General features: G+C 73.7%; 10 protein-coding genes. 2 read left to right on the forward strand and 8 right to left on the reverse strand.

All coding sequences use genetic code 11. From position 1 onward, the window contains the following. The first annotated feature begins 64 nt into the window (after positions 1 to 64). Positions 65 to 1,471, forward strand: coding sequence for a family 2B encapsulin nanocompartment shell protein (locus AC27L3_RS02890; RefSeq protein WP_487232393.1), 1,407 nt, complete (start codon positions 65 to 67; stop codon positions 1,469 to 1,471). Between the two features lie 40 nt (positions 1,472 to 1,511). Here the strand turns inward: AC27L3_RS02890 and AC27L3_RS02895 are convergent, their stop codons facing one another. Continuing rightward, positions 1,512 to 1,706 (reverse strand): hypothetical protein, encoded by a 195-nt coding sequence (locus tag AC27L3_RS02895; protein ID WP_365965897.1) that lies wholly within the window; start codon positions 1,704 to 1,706, stop codon positions 1,512 to 1,514. A 222-nt stretch (positions 1,707 to 1,928) separates the two neighbouring features. Here AC27L3_RS02895 and lysX point away from each other — a divergent pair, with 222 nt between their 5' ends. Then, the gene (gene lysX / locus AC27L3_RS02900) at positions 1,929 to 5,291 is read left to right on the forward strand and encodes a bifunctional lysylphosphatidylglycerol synthetase/lysine--tRNA ligase LysX (protein ID WP_487232394.1); all 3,363 of its coding nucleotides are present in this window, start codon (positions 1,929 to 1,931) and stop codon (positions 5,289 to 5,291) included. A 173-nt stretch (positions 5,292 to 5,464) separates the two neighbouring features. Here lysX and AC27L3_RS02905 read toward each other — a convergent pair whose 3' ends face one another. From AC27L3_RS02905 to AC27L3_RS02935, 7 genes are all read right to left on the reverse strand, one after another. After that, positions 5,465 to 6,328: an ABC transporter permease gene (locus AC27L3_RS02905; protein WP_487232395.1), complete on the reverse strand. Its 864-nt coding sequence runs from the start codon at positions 6,326 to 6,328 to the stop codon at positions 5,465 to 5,467. Beyond that, on the reverse strand, positions 6,325 to 9,039 hold the full coding sequence (locus AC27L3_RS02910) for an alpha/beta fold hydrolase (RefSeq protein ID WP_487232396.1): 2,715 nt from the start codon (positions 9,037 to 9,039) through the stop codon (positions 6,325 to 6,327). Before AC27L3_RS02910 ends, AC27L3_RS02905 begins: the two co-directional genes overlap by 4 nt. A 194-nt stretch (positions 9,040 to 9,233) precedes the next feature. Then, the gene (locus AC27L3_RS02915; RefSeq protein ID WP_487232397.1) at positions 9,234 to 12,245 is read right to left on the reverse strand and encodes an alpha-mannosidase; all 3,012 of its coding nucleotides are present in this window, start codon (positions 12,243 to 12,245) and stop codon (positions 9,234 to 9,236) included. Between the two features lie 46 nt (positions 12,246 to 12,291). Continuing rightward, entirely contained in the window at positions 12,292 to 14,301 is a 2,010-nt protein-coding gene (locus AC27L3_RS02920; RefSeq protein WP_487232398.1) for an endo-beta-N-acetylglucosaminidase, read from the reverse strand. Between the two features lie 211 nt (positions 14,302 to 14,512). Continuing rightward, positions 14,513 to 15,736: a glycoside hydrolase 5 family protein gene (locus tag AC27L3_RS02925; protein ID WP_487232399.1), complete on the reverse strand. Its 1,224-nt coding sequence runs from the start codon at positions 15,734 to 15,736 to the stop codon at positions 14,513 to 14,515. Between the two features lie 20 nt (positions 15,737 to 15,756). Beyond that, entirely contained in the window at positions 15,757 to 16,584 is an 828-nt protein-coding gene (locus tag AC27L3_RS02930) for a carbohydrate ABC transporter permease (protein WP_487232400.1), read from the reverse strand. Between the two features lie 2 nt (positions 16,585 to 16,586). Then, complete coding sequence (locus AC27L3_RS02935; RefSeq protein ID WP_487232401.1) at positions 16,587 to 17,480, reverse strand: carbohydrate ABC transporter permease; 894 nt, start codon at positions 17,478 to 17,480, stop codon at positions 16,587 to 16,589. Position 17,481: the final 1 nt, after the last annotated feature.

The raw sequence follows: 17,481 nt of genomic DNA on the forward strand, positions 1-17,481 counted from the left end.
TTTTCCCGCAGCACGTCCCCCGCATGTTCCCTGCATGTTCCTCACAGATGGGTGATCACCGTACATGACCACATCAGTGGAGTCGGAGCCCACCACCAACCAGGCGGCGCAGCAGCTGAGCCTGGGGACGGACGCGGCCCGCCAGCTCGCGACGACGACCAAATCCGTCCCACAGATGCGCGGGATCTCCTCCCGTTGGCTGCTGCGCGTCCTGCCCTGGGTCCAGGTCTCGGCCGGCACGTACCGCGTCAACCGGCGGCTGACGTACACCGTCGGCGACGGCCGGGTGGAGTTCATCTCCACGGGGAGCGAGGTGCGGGTCATCCCACCGGAGCTGGGCGAGCTGCCGCTGCTGCGCGACTACCACGATGCGGACGTGCTCGAAGCGCTGGCCGACGCCTTCGTGCAGCGGGAGTACACCGCGGGCCAGACGCTCGTCGAGGCCGGCACGCCCGCGGACGAGGTCTTCCTGATCGCCCACGGCAAGCTCGCCAAGACCGGTACGGGCAAGTACGGGGACGAGACCTCGCTGGGCACGCTGGCCGACGGCGACTACTTCGGCGAGCGGGTGCCGCTGGAGCCGGAGGGCACCTGGGGCTTCACTGTTCGGGCCCTGACCCGGTGCACGGTCCTGGCCCTGCCGGTACGGGCGTTCCAGGAGCTGGCCGAGCGTTCGGAGTCGCTGCGGGCGCACGTGGAGGGCTTCGCCTCCCGGCCCACGCCGAAGGCCAACAAGCGCGGCGAGGCCGACATCGCCATCACCTCGGGTCACGCGGGCGAGCCGGTCATCCCCGGCACCTTCGTGGACTACGAGCTCAGGCCGCGCGAGTACGAGCTGAGCGTGGCGCAGACGGTGCTGCGGGTGCACACCCGCGTCGCCGACCTCTACAACGAGCCCATGAACCAGCTCGAACAGCAACTCCGCCTGACCATCGAGGCCCTGCGCGAACGCCAGGAACACGAAATGGTCAACAACCGCGAGTTCGGGCTCCTGCACAACGCCGACCTCAGCCAGCGCATCCACACCCGCAGCGGCCCACCCACCCCCGACGACCTCGACGAACTGCTCTCCCGGCGCCGCAAGACGCAGTTCTTCCTGGCGCACCCGCGCACGATCGCCGCCTTCGGCCGGGAGTGCAACAGCCGGGGGCTGTACCCGAAGAACATCGAGGTGCTGGGGAGCGCGGTGCGCTCATGGCGGGGCGTGCCGCTGCTGCCGTGCAACAAGATCCCCATCAGTGAGACGGGCACCAGCTCGATCATCGCCATGCGCACGGGCGAGGAGAACCAGGGCGTCATCGGCCTGCACCAGACCGGCATCCCCGACGAGTACCAGCCCGGTCTGAACGTGCGGTTCATGGGCATCAGTGAGCAGGCGGTCACCTCGTACCTGGTGAGCACCTACTTCTCTGCGGCCGTGCTCGTCCCCGACGCCCTCGGTGTCCTGGAGGACGTCGAGATCGGACGCTGAGGGGCCGCGCAGCAGCGCCGGGCGCCTTCCGGGCGCCCGGTCAGGGCCTGACGCCGCTGACGAGTTCGGCGGTGGCGGAGAGCCCGTGGGAGATGGTCGGCGCGACGCTCGTGCTGGCGAGCAGGAAGCCGAGCAGCACGCAGACCATCGCGTGCGAGGCCCGCAGACCCCCGCTGCGCATGAAGACCACCGACAGGATCAGCAGCAACAGGACCACGGAAATCGAAACGGCCATGGTGGACCTCCTCGGCCAAGCGGCGGTGGACGTGCGCCAGTCTCGCCTATCCCACCGTGGCGGAGCCCTTCGCGGGCATACTCCATTCGGGTGGGAATCAACCGGTTCGGACGGGCGGAACATCCGTAAATGTCCCAGAGACGCGGGCATGGTCCGGCACGGGACACGATCGGGTGCCGCGTTCGGCGGGCGGGGCGCCCCCGACCTGCCTAGGCTGACGGAATGAGCCGCACAGCCGAGGGCCGCGCAGCCGACGCGGCGGGCAGGACGGAGGTACGGCAGGGCGCACCGGAGGCCGAACGGGTGACGGGGTGGCACCGCTTCCTGCGGCGGGTGCCCAACGGGTTCGCGATCTTCTTCGCGCTGCTCGGCACGTACTGTGCGGTCACCTCGCTGATCCCGCCCCTGCGCCGGGCCCTTGCGCCGGTCACGCGCGGGCTGGACCTGCTCACCGTGCCCACCGCCGCCAACCTCGCCCTCGCCGTCTTCCTGCTGCTGCTCGCCGCCGCCACGGCCGCGCGCAAGAGGGTCACCCTCTGGTTCGTCCTGGCCTACCTGGCGCTGCTCCTGCTGGCGGACGCGCTGCTGCTGGCGGTCGGCTACTGGGACACCCTGCCCTCGCTCGTGCTGTGCGTGGCGGCCATGGCGCTGCTGATCCTGGCCCGGCGCGAGTTCTACGCCGCGTCCCGGCGCGGCGCCTTCCTGCGGGCCCTGCTGGTGCTGGTGGCCGGGCTGGTGGTGGCCACCCTGGTGGGCTGGGGCCTGGTCGCGCTGTTCCCCGGCACCCTGGAGCCCGGGGCCGGCAAGCGGCTGCTGTTCGTGGCCAACCGGGTGTGCGGCGGGCTGGTCGGCTCCCGGCACTTCACCGGGCACCCGCCGCACTGGGTCTACTTCCTGCTGGGCCTGTTCGGGGCGCTGGCGCTGCTCAACGCGACGATGGCGCTGTTCCGCTCGCAGCGGCTGGAAGCGGCGCTGCACGGCGACGAGGAGGCGCGCATCCGCGCCCTGCTGCGCCGCTACGGCGCGCGGGACTCGCTCGGCTACTTCGCCACCCGGCGCGACAAGGCCGTCGTCTTCTCCCCCAGTGGCAAGGCCGCCGTCACCTACCGCGTCGAGGCCGGCGTGTGCCTGGCCTCCGGCGATCCGCTGGGCGACCCCGAGGCGTGGGACCCGGCCATCAGGGCCTGGCTGGAGGTGGCAGGCCGCTACGGCTGGCAGCCCGCCGTCATGGGTGCCGGCGAGGAGGGGGCCCGGGCGTACGCGCGGGCGGGGCTGGGTGCGCTGCAGCTGGGCGACGAGGCGATCCTGCAGGTCGCCACGTTCGACCTGGAGGGCCGGGAGATGCGGGTGACCCGGCAGGCCGTCCACCGCGTCGAGCGCACGGGGGCGACCGTGCGCGTCAGGCGCCACTTCGAGCTGAGCGACGAGGAGATGGAGGAGGTCATCCGGCGGGCGGACGCCTGGCGGGACACCGAGACCGAGCGCGGCTTCTCGATGGCGCTGGGCCGCCTCGGCGACCCGGCCGACGGCGACTGCCTGCTGGTGGAGGCCCTGGACGCCGACGGGACGATGATCGCGCTGCTGTCCTTCGTGCCGTGGGGGCCGGACGGCATCTCTCTGGACCTGATGCGCCGGGACCGTGCCGCGCCCAACGGCGTCATGGAGTTCATGGTCGCCCAGTTGTGCACCCGGGCGGGCCGCTTCGGCGTCAAGCGGATCTCGCTGAACTTCGCCGTCTTCCGCTCGGCGTTCGAGGAAGGGGCCCGCATCGGCGCGGGCCCGGTGCTGCGCCTGTGGCGCAAGCTACTGCTGTTCTTCTCCAAGTGGTGGCAGCTGGAGGCGCTGTACCGCTCGAACGTCAAGTACAACCCCGAGTGGCACCCCCGCTTCCTGTGCTACGCCGATGCCGGTGCCCTGGCCCGCATCGGCCTGGCCGCCGGCATCGCCGAGGGCTTCGTGGCCGTTCCGAGCCTGGGCAAGCTGTGGCGGCGCGGCCGGGGCCGTGGCCTGTCCCGGCCGGCCTCCACCGCCGGGCTGCCCTCGCTGACCGAGCTGGGCCTGGCCGAGGGCGAGGAGGCAGGCGCGGCGGTGGACGAACTGGCCGGGCTGCCCGAGCAGGTACGGGTGCGCCGGCGCAAGCTGGAGAGGCTGCGCGCCGCCGGCGTGGACCCCTATCCCGTGGACGCCCGGCGCACCCACACCTGCGCGCAGGTCCGCGCGGCCGCCGCCGGCCTCGCCCCCGGCTCCCGCACCGGTGAGCACGCCACCGTGACCGGGCGCGTCATGCTCGTGCGCGACCACGGCGGCATCGCCTTCGCCGTCCTGCGCGACTGGTCCGGGGACGTGCAGCTGGCCTTCACCCGCGACGGCTCGGGCGAGGAGCTGCTCGGGCGCTTCACCACCCATGTCGACCTCGGCGACCACCTGGAGGCCGAGGGCGTGAGCGGCACCAGCGACCGCGGCGAGCCGACCCTCTTCGTCACCCGCGCCCGGCTCGTCGCCAAGTGCCTGCGCCCGCTGCCCGACAAGCGCCGCGGCCTGACCGACCCCGAGGCCAGGGTGCGCATGCGGTACGTGGACCTAGCCGTCTCGCCGGAGGCCCGCCGGACGCTGCGCGCCCGCAGCGCCGTGGCCCAGGCGCTGCGCCAGGGGCTGCTGGACCGCGGCTTCCTGGAGGTGGAGACGCCGATGCTGCAGCAGGTCCACGGGGGCGCCAACGCCCGGCCCTTCACCACCCACATCAACGCCTACGACCTCGACCTGTACCTGCGCATCGCCCCCGAGCTGTACCTCAAGCGCCTGTGCGTGGGCGGCCTGGAGAAGGTCTTCGAACTGGGCCGCACCTTCCGCAACGAGGGGGTGTCCTACAAGCACAACCCCGAGTTCACGATGCTGGAGGCCTATCAGGGCTGCGCCGACTACGACGTGATGCTGGAGCTGACCCGTCAGCTGATCCAGCAGGCCGCCGTGGCCGCCCACGGCTCGGCGATCGCCGTGCGCACCGACGAGGACGGAAAGCGCACGGAGCACGACATCTCGGGCGTGTGGCCGGTCAAGACCGTCTACGGTGCGCTGTCGGAGGTGCTCGGCGAGGAGGTCGGCGCCGACACCACGATCGAGGCGCTGCGCGCGTACTGCGCGGCCACCGGCACCCCGTACCGGCCGGAGGACGGCCACGGCGACATCGTGCTGGAGCTGTACGAGCGGCTGGTGGAGGAGCGCACGACGCTGCCGGTGTTCTACAAGGACTTCCCCACCGACGTCTCCCCCCTCACCCGCCCCCACCGCTCCGATCCCCGGGTGGCCGAGCGCTGGGACCTGGTGGCCTTCGGCACCGAGCTGGGCACGGCGTACTCCGAGCTGATCGACCCCGTCGAGCAGCGCCGCCGGCTGACGGCACAGTCGCTGCGGGCGGCCGGCGGCGACCCGGAGGCCATGGAGCTGGACGAGGACTTCCTGCGCGCGCTGGAGTACGCGATGCCGCCGACGGGCGGGCTGGGCATCGGTGTCGACCGGCTGGTGATGTTCCTGACCGGCCTGTCGATCCGCGAGACCCTGCCCTTCCCGCTGGTGCGGCACCGCTGAAAGACTGCGGGCCGTCGGTGGTCGATCGCGCAGTTCCCCGCGCCCCTACGGGGCGCCCCGTAGGGGCGCGGGGAACTGCGCGACAAGCCACGACGCACCCGCAGACGGACTGCCGTGTCACGCCCACGCGGCGGCAGCCGCAGGGCGCTGCCCGATCCGCCGGACAGGTCGTCCTACGAGACGACGTCCTTGCGGCCGAAGTGGCGGAAGGCGAGGGCGATCAGGACGACCGCGTAGCCGGTCGAGACGGCCGTGCCCTTGATCATGCCGGCGAATTCGGCGTGCGGTTGCAGGACGTCCGCCCAGGCGTACTGCCAGTGCGCCGGCAGCACCTCGCGCCAGTCGCCGAGCGCGGTGACGGCGTCCAGGACGTTGCCGACGATGGTCAGCCCCAGCGCGCCGCCGACCGCGCCCAGCGGCGCGTCGGTCACGGTGGACAGCCAGAACGCCAGCGCCGCGGTGACCAGCTGGCCGACGAAGACGTACGCCACCGCCAGCGCGAGCCGGCCCGTGCCCGTCGCCGCGTCCAGGGAGCCGCCGGTGGGGATGCGCAGCGGGCCCCAGCCGTAGGCGGCCGTGCCCGCGGCCAGGGCCACGGCCGGCAGCAGGACGATCGCCGCGGCGCTGAAGGCCAGGGCCACCGTCAGCTTGCTCAGCAGCAGCCGGGCCCGGGGCACGGGCGCGGCCAGCAGGTAGCGCAGGGACGACCAGCTCGCCTCCGAGGCCACCGCGTCGCCGCAGAACAGCGCGACCGGCACCACCAGCAGAAAGCCGGCCGAGACGAACAGCGCGGTCGCGGCGAAGTTCAGCCCGGAGGCGGTGGCGGTGTCCATCAGCGTCACCCGCCCGTCGCGGCTTCGGCCATCGCCGCCGACGGCGAAGGCGGCGATGAGGACGAACGGCAGCACCGCCAGCAGGGCGCCCATCACCACCGTGCGCCGTCGCCGCAGTTGCCGGGCCGCCTCCACCCGCAGCGGCAGGGTGTGCCGGGCGCGGTAGCCGGGCGCGGCAGTCGTGGACTGCGCCGCCGTGCTCATGCCGATCCTCCGATCAGGGTCAGGAATGCGTCCTCCAGCCGCCGGTGGGGCCCGGCGCTGGAGACGGGGATCTCCAGTCGCACCAGTTCGGCGAGCAGTTCGGACGCGCTCGCGCCGTCCAGCCGCACCAGCAGGCCCTCGTCGGTGCGCACCGCCGAGGCCACGCCGGGCAGGGCGGCCACCTTGTCCGTCGTGACGTCGGACAGCCGGCCGTCGACCCCGACGAGCAGGGTGTCGCCGGAGCCGACGATGTCGGCCACCGGGCCCGCCGCGACGAGCCGGCCGCGGTCCATGACCACCAGGTGCGTGCACGACTGCTCCACCTCGGCCAGCAGGTGGCTGGAGACGATGACGGTCCGGCCGGTGGCGGCGTAACGGATCATCACCTCGCGCATCTCGCGGATCTGGGGCGGGTCCAGGCCGTTGGCCGGTTCGTCCAGGATCAGCAGGTCGGGCAGGCCGAGCATGGCCTGGGCGATCGCCAGGCGCTGCCGCATGCCCTGAGAGTAGGTGCGCACCGGCCGCTCCAGCGCCGGCCCCAGGTCCGCGATCCGCAGGGCCTCGTCCAGGTGGGCGTCCTCGGCGGGCCGGCCGGTGGCCCGCCAGTACAGGTCGAGGTTGGCGCGCCCCGACAGGTGCGGCAGGAAGCCCGCGCCCTCGACGAAGGCGCCGACGCGCGAGAGCACGGGCGAGCCCGGCCGCACGGCCCGGCCGAAGACGCGGATCTCGCCCGCGTCGGGCCGGATCAGGCCCATGAGCATGCGCAGCGTCGTCGTCTTGCCGGCGCCGTTCGGGCCCAGCAGGCCGAGCACCTGGCCGCGCTCGACGCGGAAGGACAGATCCCGCACGGCGTACCGGTCGGCGCTCCCCGCGTACCGCTTACTCAAGTCCGTGATCTGCAGCGGCACGTCGGCCAGTGCCGGGTCGGCGGGTGGCGCGGAGGAGCGGCGGCGGCCGGTGAACAGGATCGCGGCCGCGACGAGAAGGCCGCCGGCCGGCAGCCCCCATGTCCACCACGGCAGCCCGGAGGAACCGGTCCGTACGCCCGGCGCGGTCGGCACACTCAGGTCCGGCCGGGCGAGGGAGACGGTGTACGTGGCCGGGGTGGCCGGCGAGGCGTAGCCCAGGTCGGTGGCGGCGAGCACCAGCCGCATGCGGTGACCGGCCTCGAAGGTGTGGTCGATCGCGGGCAGGCGCAGCCGCACGTCCTTGCCGTCCTCGGCGTCGGTCACCCGCACCGGCGTCACCAGTTGGCCCGGCAGCACCTGGCGGCCGTCCGGGCCGACGTCGTAGACCTTGGCGAAGAGGACCGCCTCGCCGGTGTCGGAGGCCACGCGCACGGTTGCGGTGGGCATGCCGGTGACGTGCACGCTCTCGGTCAGCGGCGCCGAGTCGAACCGGGCGTGCTGGCCGGGGAAGTCCAGGGAGAAGCCGATGCCGGCGCCGGTGCCCAGGGACTGCAGCCCGGCCGCGGCGCCCAGGCCCGGTACGGCGGACAGGGCCGGGGGCGCCGCCCCCGCCGGGTTGCCGAACGCCTGCCGGCCACCCGACAGGCGCACGGTGCGGGTGCCGTCGCGCAGGCCCGGGTAGGCGTCGGCGGTCGCCGCGCGCAACCGGGCCCGGCCGTCGGTGGTGTCGATGCCACCGGTGCGGCTGATGCGGAAGGCCGGGCCGGTGCCGGTCGTGGTGTCGCCCTTGAGGTAGCGGTCGAACCAGGCCCGGGTACGGTCCGCGATGCGGTCGGCCTCGTCGCCGGTGCCGCTGTCGTGACCGCCGGCGATCCAGTCGACCGCGACCGGCGCGCCGTTGCGGCGGATCGCGGCGGCGGCCGCGTCGGACTGGTCGAGCGGGAAGAGGGAGTCGCTCTGCCCCTGCACGAGGAGCGTGGGGACCTTGATGCGGTCCGCGACGGCGGAGGGGCTTCGGCGCTCCAGGAGTTCACGGGCCGCGGCGTCCGGGCGGCCCGCGACGGCCACGCGCTCGTACATCCGGCACAGGTCGGGCGCAAAGCGGCCGCAGCCGGTGCCGGTGCCGGTGCCGGTGCCCGCGGTGCGGGCTGCTCCTGTCGGTCCCGTGTTTCCTGCGGTGCCTGCGGTTCCTGTGGTGAAGAAGATGCCGGTCCACAGCTTTTTGAAGACGTCGCCCGGGAAAAGGGAGTCGGCCAGGTTCCAGTAGGTGATCTGCGGGGCGATGGCGTCGACGCGCTTGTCGTGGCCGGCGGCGAGCAGGGCGATCGCACCGCCGTACGAGCCGCCCGCGATGCCGGCGCGCGGGTCCCCCGGGGCGTCCAGCTGCACCTCCGGGCGGCGGGCCAGCCAGTCCAGAAGCCTGCCGACGTCGGCGACCTCGTGGTCGGGGTCGTTCAGGCCGATGCGGCCGGTGGAGCGGCCGAACCCGCGGGCCGACCACGTCACCACCGCATAGCCCGAACGGGCCAGCTCCTCGGCCCGGGCCCGCATGTCGTCCTTGCTGCCGCCGAAACCGTGCGCGAGGAGCACGGCGGGGCGGCGGTGGCCGGTGGCCGGACCGGACGTGAAGAACGACATGTCGATGCGGGCGTCCGGGACGCTCAGCATGCGGTCCTCGCGGTGGACGGGCGGATCACCGCCGGCGGCGGTGGCCGCCACGGTCCAGGTGCCGGCGCCCAGCAGGGCGACGGCGGCGGCCGCGGCCGCCAGCCGCAGGCGCAGGCGCGGGAGTCGCAGCTTCATGTTCGAATGCTAAGCGGAGCCCTCGTCCAGGTTTGGTTTGCCCCCGCCCCGCCCTTTCACCGTTTCCCGGGGCTGCGCCCCGGACCCCCGGGTGGTGCGGCCCGGTGCACCGGTTTGTGCCCACCCGTTCCTCCCCCAGCTACCGCTGGGGGGACCCCCAGCGGAACGCCTGCCCACAAACCGGCGGGGCGAAGTCAGCCCCTTGACAAGCGCAAGGTCACGATCTCGAAGGGGCGCAGGGGCAGAGCGGATCCGAGGTCGAACGGCTTCCGGGGGCGTTCCAGGAGGTCGCAGTGGGATGCCCTCGTCACGGGGAAGTCCGCCGTCACGTGGGGGCGGGCGCGGCCGCCGCGGGATTCGTAGAGGCGCACCACCACGTCCCCGCTCCCGTCGTCCGCCATCTTCACGGCCGACACCACGACCGCGTCGTCGTCCACCGTCACCAGCGGGGCCACGGCCTGCACGCTGCCCGGCACGTGCCGTTCCGGCAGGTTGATGCGGTGTCCCTCCCGTACCGCGTCCCCCACCGTCGCCGCCGGGACGAGGGCGTAGCGGAAGCGGTGGGGGCCCTGGTCGGTGCGGGGGTCGGGGAAGCGGGGGGCGCGCAGGAGGGAGAGGCGGACGGTGGTCGTGGTGCCGGTGTCCTCCTCGCGGACGTTGCGGGTCACGTCGTAGCCGTACGTCGAGTCGTTGACCAGGGCCACGCCCCAGCCCGGTTCCTCCAGGTGGACGAACCGGTGGGCGCATGCCTCGAACTTCGCGGCGTCCCAGCTGGTGTTGGTGTGGGTGGGCCGGTAGAGGTGGCCGAACTGCGTCTCGGCCGCGATCCGCTCGGCGTGGACGTCCAGCGGGAAGGCGGCCTTGAGGAACTTCTCCGTCTCGTGCCAGTCGACGTCCGTGGCGATGTCCACCCTGCGCTGTCCCGCGGGCAGGGTGATGCGCTGCTCGGCGCGGGAGGAGCCGAAGGTGCGCACGACGCGCACGCCGTCGTCGCCCACCGCCTCGACGAGGTCGGCGCCGGTGAGGTCGGTGACCGTGTTGCGGTAGAAGTGGTCGACGTCCCAGGCGTCCCACATGGCAGGGAAGTCCTGGTGCAGCTGCAGGAGGTTCGCCGCGGCGCCGGGGGCCAGCACCTCGCGGTCCGCCGCGGGGTCGTACACCGAGACGATCAGCCCGCGTCCGTCGACCTCGACCCGCAGCAGCCCGTTGTCCAGGACGAATCCGCCGCCCTCGCGCGGCCGGACGCCGGTCGGCGCGCCGTCCGGGGCGGCCGCCGGTGCCGCGCCGCCCGCCGGCACCCCGGCACGGGCGTGGGGGGCCGCGTTGAAGACGAGGGTGTGGCTGCCGGCGGGGTCGCCCGCCAGGGCCGCGAGGGCCGCGCCGATCAGCGCCTCCAGTTCGGCGGCGACCTCGGCGTACGTCCGGACCGCCTCGCGGTGCACCCAGGCGATGGACGTCCCGGGCAGGATGTCGTGGAACTGGTGCAGCAGCACGGTCTTCCACAGCCGGTCCAGCGCCTCGTACGGGTACGGCAGGCCGGTGCGCACGGCCGCCGTGGCCGACCACAGTTCCGCCTCGCGCAGGAGGTGCTCGCAGCGCCGGTTGCCCTGTTTGGTGCGGGCCTGGCTGGTGAGCGTGGCCCGGTGCAGCTCCAGGTACAGCTCGCCGGCCCACACGGGCGCGTCCGGGTACTCGGCGTGCGCCTTCTCGAAGAACGCCGACGGCTTCTCGAAGCGCACCCGGGCGGAGCCTTCCAGGTCGGCGAGCCGCTTGGCCCGCGCCACCATCTCCCGGGTCGTGCCCCCGCCGCCGTCGCCCCAGCCGGTGGGGGCGAGGGAGCGCGTGGCCCGGCCCTTCTCCCGGAAATTGCGCACGGCGTGGGCGAGCTCCTGGCCCGAGAGCTGGGAGTTGTAGGTGTCGATCGGCGGGAAGTGGGTGAAGACGCGGGTGCCGTCGATGCCCTCCCACCAGAAGGTGTGGTGGGGGAACGTGTTCGTCCGGCTCCAGGAGATCTTCTGGGTGAGGAACCACCTGGCCCCGGCCAGCCGCACCAGCTGCGGCAGGGCCGCCGAGTAGCCGAAGGAGTCCGGCAGCCACACCTCCTCCGTCTCGATGCCGAACTCCTCCAGGAAGAACCGCTTGCCGTGCACGAACTGCCGGGCCAGCGCCTCCGCTCCCGGCATGTTCGTGTCGGATTCCACCCACATGCCACCCACGGGGACGAAGCGGCCGTCCGCGACGGCCTTCTTCACCCGCGCGTACACCTCCGGCCGGTGCTCCTTGATCCAGGCGAACTGCTGGGCCTGCGACATGGCGTAGACGAAGTCGGGCTCGTCCTCCAGCAGCGCGGTCATGTTCGCGGTCGTCCGGGCGACCTTGCGCACCGTCTCGCGCAGCGGCCACAGCCACGCCGAGTCGATGTGCGCGTGCCCGACCGCGCTGAGGCGGTGGGCGGACGCGTGGGCGGGCGCGGACAGCACGCCCCGCAGGGCCTCGCGCGCCCGCTCGGCCGTGCCGCCCACGTCCTGCAGGTCGAGGGCGTCCAGGGCCCGTTCGACGGCCCGCAGCACCTCCCAGCGCCGCGCCCCGTCGACGGGCAGCTCGGCCATGAGCTGCCCCAGCACCTCCAGGTCCTGCACCAGCTCCCACACCGTGCGGTCGAGGACGGCCAGGTCCATGCGGGCCAGCCGGTAGCGCGGGGTGTCGCCGGCGGTGGTGCGGTCACCGAGCTCGGTGGGCACGAAGGGGTGGTAGTCGAGGATCACCGGATTGGCGGCGGCCTCGACATGCAGGACGACCGCCTCCCCGCCGGTGGCCCTGTCGCTGACGCGCACCCAGTGGTTGCGGGGGCTGAGCCCCTTCACGGGCGAGCCGTCGGGGCGGTACACCAGCCCCTCGCACTGGAAGCCGGGCATGTTCTCGTCGAAGCCGAGGTCGAGCAGGGCCTCGACGGTGCGGCCCGCCCACTGCGCGGGAACCGTGCCCCTGACGGTGAACCAGCTCGTGCCCCACGGCGGCCCCCACGGCGCGCCCGCCTCGATCGGGGTGCCGGCGGCCGCGAGGCCCTCGGCGACGGGCACCGGTTCCCCGGGGGTGTGCCACACCGAGACGGCCAGCGGCACCGACTGCGGGTACACGGCCGGCCGGATGCGCTCGTCCAGGACGCGCTTGAGGCGGGCTTCGGTGACGGTGCGGTCGTCGTGCATCGGCGATTCCTCCCGGTACCGGTCGGGTCGGGTGACTGGCAGGCGACTACCAGCGGAACGTGACGGGCGCGGGCGCCGACGCGGTGTACAGCTCGTCCACGGCACGCACCTCCAGACGGGTGGCCGGCTCGCCGGCCGTCCGGCTCAGCACCGGAACGTAGTAGGCATGCCCACACGTGCCGCCCAGGAAGCGGCGTTCACCGCCGGGCAGCACCCGGTGCACCTCGTAGTGGCGCGGGCGCCCGGCGCCCCGCCGCGGCGCGGGCGGCCCCCACGCCAGCCGCAGCGCCGCCGTGCCGTCCGCGGCGGTCGACGACGCGGTCACGGCCGGTGCCGTGGGCGGGCGGGGTGCGGGCGGCGTGCCGTCGTGCACGGCGAGCTCCCCCAGCCGCCAGCGCACCGGGCCGCCGTCCGGTGCGGCGAGCCGGATGCCCAGGGCGTACACCGTGGCTGCGGCCCGGCCGCGCAGCAGCGCCCCCAGCGGGACCGTGGCCGTGGTCCAGCCCGTACCGCCGCCCGCCGGGAGGGTGGCCACGGGGACGTACGTGAACGGGTACGGCTGCTCCTCGGCGAGGGCGACCGCCAGCTCCACGCGCACCGCCCCCGACCCCGGGTCGGTGCGGTGGGCCAGCTCGGCCACGGTCGCCCGGGTCAGGGGCAGGCGCGCGGCGTACAGCTCCGTCGTGGCGGGCGTACCGGGGCCGGTGACCAGCAGGCTGCTGCCGCCGCGCCAGGCGTCGGCGAAGTCGAAGCCGACGTCCGGGCGGGCGCCGTCGGCGCGGATCACCCAGCGGCGACCGGGGAGGCGGTCCTGCAGGCCGAGGTGGTTCCAGGCCGCGGTGGACGTGACGCGGCCGCGCTCGTACCAGGCCGTGCCGTGACCGGTGTTGAAGGTCGTGGCGAAGGGGAGGGCCGTGAGGGTGGAGCGGTCGGCGACGAAGGCCGCCGGCGGCCGCCACGTCCCCGGTCCGGGCGCGGGCCGCGCCGGGTCGAGGGCCGCACCGGACCAGAAGCGGTCGTCGCGCCGGTGGAAGGCCGCCGGGGCGCGCTCGCCGGCGGGCGCCGCCTTCCACGTCCACTCGGGGCGGTAGAACCCCACGGAGGTCAGGGGCGGGCCGTCCGGCGGCAGCAGCGCCTCCCAGTCCACGCGGGTGTCCCAGCCGCGCGCCTCCACGTCGACGCCGGCCCACAGCTCGTACGGGTCGCGGCCCAGGCCGCGGGCGAGGCCGGCGGAGGAGACCAGGCCGGGGCGGTTCCAGCCGAAGTTGAGGAACATGCCGTCGGCGGCGCGGAAGAAGGGGGCGTTGTGCTCGTTGAGCTCGTTCTGCCAGGCGATGTCGCCGGAGACCGCCATCGCGTCGTACCAGGTCACCCGCAGGGGGCGGCCGCGATCATGGAGGAAGGCGACGAAGTCGCGCATGTCCGCGGCGAGGGCGGCGTCGCCGCCGCCGGTCTCGGCGTTGAGGAACCAGCCGTCGAAGCCGTACTCCCGGGCGACGGTGACGAGCTTGTCGGCGACGGGGAAACCGCCGTCCGAGCCGCGCCGGAGGAGGTCGCGCGTCCAGCGCAACCGGCCCCCGTAGGCGGTGGGCGGCAGGAAGACGGTGCCGAGCACGGGTACGCCGTTGCGGTGGGCGGCATCGATCACGGGCGCGGTCGGGGCGAGGATCAACCCCTCGCCGGCCGAACCGCCCCAGAAGACCAGCTCGTCCAGGTACGCCCAGTGGGTCAGCGCGTAATGATCGGCGGTGGGCGAGCCCTGGGAGGGATTGCCGGACGTCGGCGCGAAGGAGACCAGGGCGCTGATGCGGGCGCGGTCGGCGTGAGCCGTGGGGGTGGGCGGGGGTGGGGTGAAGCGGGGGGCCAGAGGGACGGTGGCGCGGTTGAAAGGGAGGTCGGGGTCCGTGCGGGGATCCCAGGAGAGGAGGGCGTCGGGGAACCAGTAGGAGGCGTGGGGCTGGAGGTCGGGGGCGGCGGCCGGGGCGGGGCGGAATCCGGTGAGGGTTGTGGCGGCGGCCACGGCTGCGGTGAGGACGGTGCGGCGGGTGGGTCTCATGCGGCTCCTTTGTGGTGCGGGTGGGCGCCTGCGGCGGGCGGATCCCCGGCCCCGCCCTTTCCCCGTTTCCCGGGGGCTCCGCCCCCGGACCCCCGGTCCTCAAACGCCGGACGGGCTGGATCGGCTCCCGGTTTGTGGGCAGGCGTTCCGCAGGGCGGAACGGGTGGGCACAAACCGGCCCACCGGGCAGCAACCGGCCCCCGCACAGCGATCACGGGTGCACCACCTCCTCGATGTCGCGGGCGGCCAAGTGCGCTGCGTCAGCGGCCCGTTGGGCCAGGACCACCGCCGGGCGCCCGCCCCGCGCAGCGAGACGCATCCACGCCTCGAAGAACGCACCCCCCGGTGCGCACGTCGCCCGGCCCGGGGCCGTTGTCGGGTCGCCCGCGTCGAGGGCGAGGGCCAGGTGGTGGGGGCGCGGGGGCGGGGTCCCGCGGGCTTCGCGGATGCAGCGGGCGAAGGCCCGGCCCGCCGGTTTGGGGCGGCGGTCGTTCGTCAGGAGGCCGAGGTCGTATTCGAGTGCGGGGAAGTCCGCGAGTCGCCGGTCGACGTCGTGGGAGCACCACCAGGTGATGCCGTGCACATCCGGACAGTCGAGGACGGCCGCGACGGTCGCCGTCGTGAAGGCCGGTGCCTGCTCGGGCGGTACGTGGGGGGCGGGGGCGCCGACTTCCTGGAGCCAGACGGGGCGGGTGGGGTCCTCGGCCCACGCCTTGGAGAGTTCGACGAGGTAGGCGGCGTGGAGTGCGGTGGCGGCGCCGGTGGGCCCGTAGCGCTGGGCGGTGCCGTTGAAGACCCAGGAGTGGACGGCCGTCAGGGCACCGAGGCGGGCGGAGTGGGCGGGGGTGAAGGGGTGCGTGCCGTCGTACCAGGCGATGTCGTAGGAGGCGTGGAGGTGGGTGCGGCCGGGGGCGCCGGCCTCGCAGGCGGCGAGCATGCGGCGAAGCCAGCGTTCGGCGTCGGGCGGTGCGAGGGGGTCGGGGTCGGGGTGGGGAGGTGCGGAGAACTGGTTGGTCTCGTTGCCGACGGTCAGGCCCAGGAAGTGGGGCCGGTCGGCGAGGGTGGTGGCGAGGGCGTGGAGGTAGGCGGCCTGGGCGTCGATCACGTCGGGGTCGGTGAAGAGGTTGCGGCGGTGCCAGGTGGTGGTCCAGGCCGGGACGAAGTCGAAGCTGGAGAGGTGTCCTTGGAGGCCGTCGACGGCGACGTCGAGGCCGCGTTCGCCGGCGGCGTCGACGAGCCGGGCGAGCTGGTCGAGGGCGCGCGGGCGGATGAGGGTGCGGTTGGGCTGGAAGAGGGGCCACAGGGGGAAGACGCGGATGTGGTCGAGTTCCAGGAAGGCGAGGGAGTCGAGGTCGGCGCGGATCTCGTCGAGGTCGAAGTCGAGCCAGTGGTGGAACCATCCGCGGGTGGGGGTGTAGTTGACGCCGAATCGCATGGTGCGTGCCGTCCCTTCGGCTAGCCCTTGACGGCGCCCTCCCCGACGCCCCGGAAGAAGTACCGCTGCAGGCAGGCGAACATCACGACGAGCGGGGCGACGGCGATGACGGTTCCGGCGGCGACCAGGCGCGGGTTCTGCGTGAAGGTGCCGTGCAGGAAGTTCAGGCCGACGGTGAGGGTGAAGTGCCGGGGGTCGGACAGGACGATCAGTGGCCACAGGAAGTCGTCCCAGGCGCCCATGAAGGAGAAGATGGCGACGACGGCGAGCGTGCCGCGCACGGCGGGCAGGCCGATGCGGGTGAAGCGCTGCCAGACGGTGGCGCCGTCGATGACGGCGGCTTCCTCCAGTTCACGGGGGACGGCGGCGAAGGCGCCGCGCATGAGCAGGACGTTGAGGGCGCCGATGGAGCCGGGCAGGACGACGGCGGTGAGGGTGTTGTTCAGGTGCAGTTGCCGCATCAGGGTGAACTGGGCGACGACGACGGACTCCACGGGCACCAGCAGGGCGGCGACGAACACCAGCGTGGCGGCCCGGCGTCCGGGGAAGCGCAGCCGGGCCAGGGCGTAGCCGGCGAGGGAGGCGCCGGTGACGTTGGTGACGACGGAGGCGAGGGCGACCTTGAGGGAGTTCAGGGCGTAGTCCCACACGGGGATGATGTCCGCGACCTCGGCGTAGTTGTGCGCGGTGGGGTGGTCGGGCAGGAGCCGCGGCGGGGTGGTGTAGATGTCCTCGGTGGTGCCCTTGAAGGAGGTGGACAGCTGCCACAGGAAGGGGCCGACGGTCAGGGCCAGGACGGCCAGCATCAGGGTGTAGCGCAGGGCTTTCTCCCAGGCGGGGGTGCGCATCGTCAGGTGTCCTCCTTCCGGTCGGCGCGCAGGACGAGCAGCATGAGCAGCAGGGCGACGGCGAAGACGACGAGGGAGAGGGCGGAGGCGTAGCCCAGGCGGCCGCCCAGGCCGGTGCCGGCGCGCTGGACGAGCATCACGAGGGTGGTGTCCTGGCCGGCCGGGCCGCCGGTGGGGCCGGCCAGGAGGAAGACCTCGGAGAAGACCTTGAAGGCGGACACCGAGGACAGGGCGGCGACCAGCACCATGGTGGGGCGTACGGCCGGGACGGTGACGCTGACGAAGCGGCGCAGGGCGCCGGCGCCGTCGACGGCGGCGGCCTCGTGGAGTTCGCGGGGGACGTTGGCCAGAGCGGCGAGGTAGACGACCATGTAGTAGCCCAGGCCCTTCCACACGGTCAGGGCCATGGCGCTGGCCAGCAGCAGCCAGGCGTCGCCGAGGAAGGACACGGGCCCGGCGCCGAGGGTGTGCAGGATGCCGTTGACCAGGCCGCGGTCGTCGAGGATCCAGGCCCAGATGAGGGCGGCGGCGACCACGGAGGCGACGACGGGGGTGTAGAAGGCGGAGCGGAAGAAGGTGACGCCGGGCAGCTGCTTGTGGACCAGCAGGGCGAGCAGCAGCGGCAGGACGACGGTGAACGGGACGACGAGGACGACGTAGAGGGTGCTGTTGCGCAGGGCCGTCCAGAACTGTTCGTCGTCCGCCATGGCACGGAAGTTCGCGAGGCCCACCCAGTGGCCGGGGCTCAGGGTGCGGGCGTCGGTGAAGGCGCTGCGGACGGTGGCCAGGAAGGGGTGGAGACCGAAGGCGGTGACGACGGCGAGGCCGGGCAGCAGGAACAGCCACGGACTCGAGGCGCGGTGCGTGCGGACGCGGGCGGGTCGGCGGCGCGGCATG

This window comes from Streptomyces sp. PKA51, from assembly GCF_057552455.1.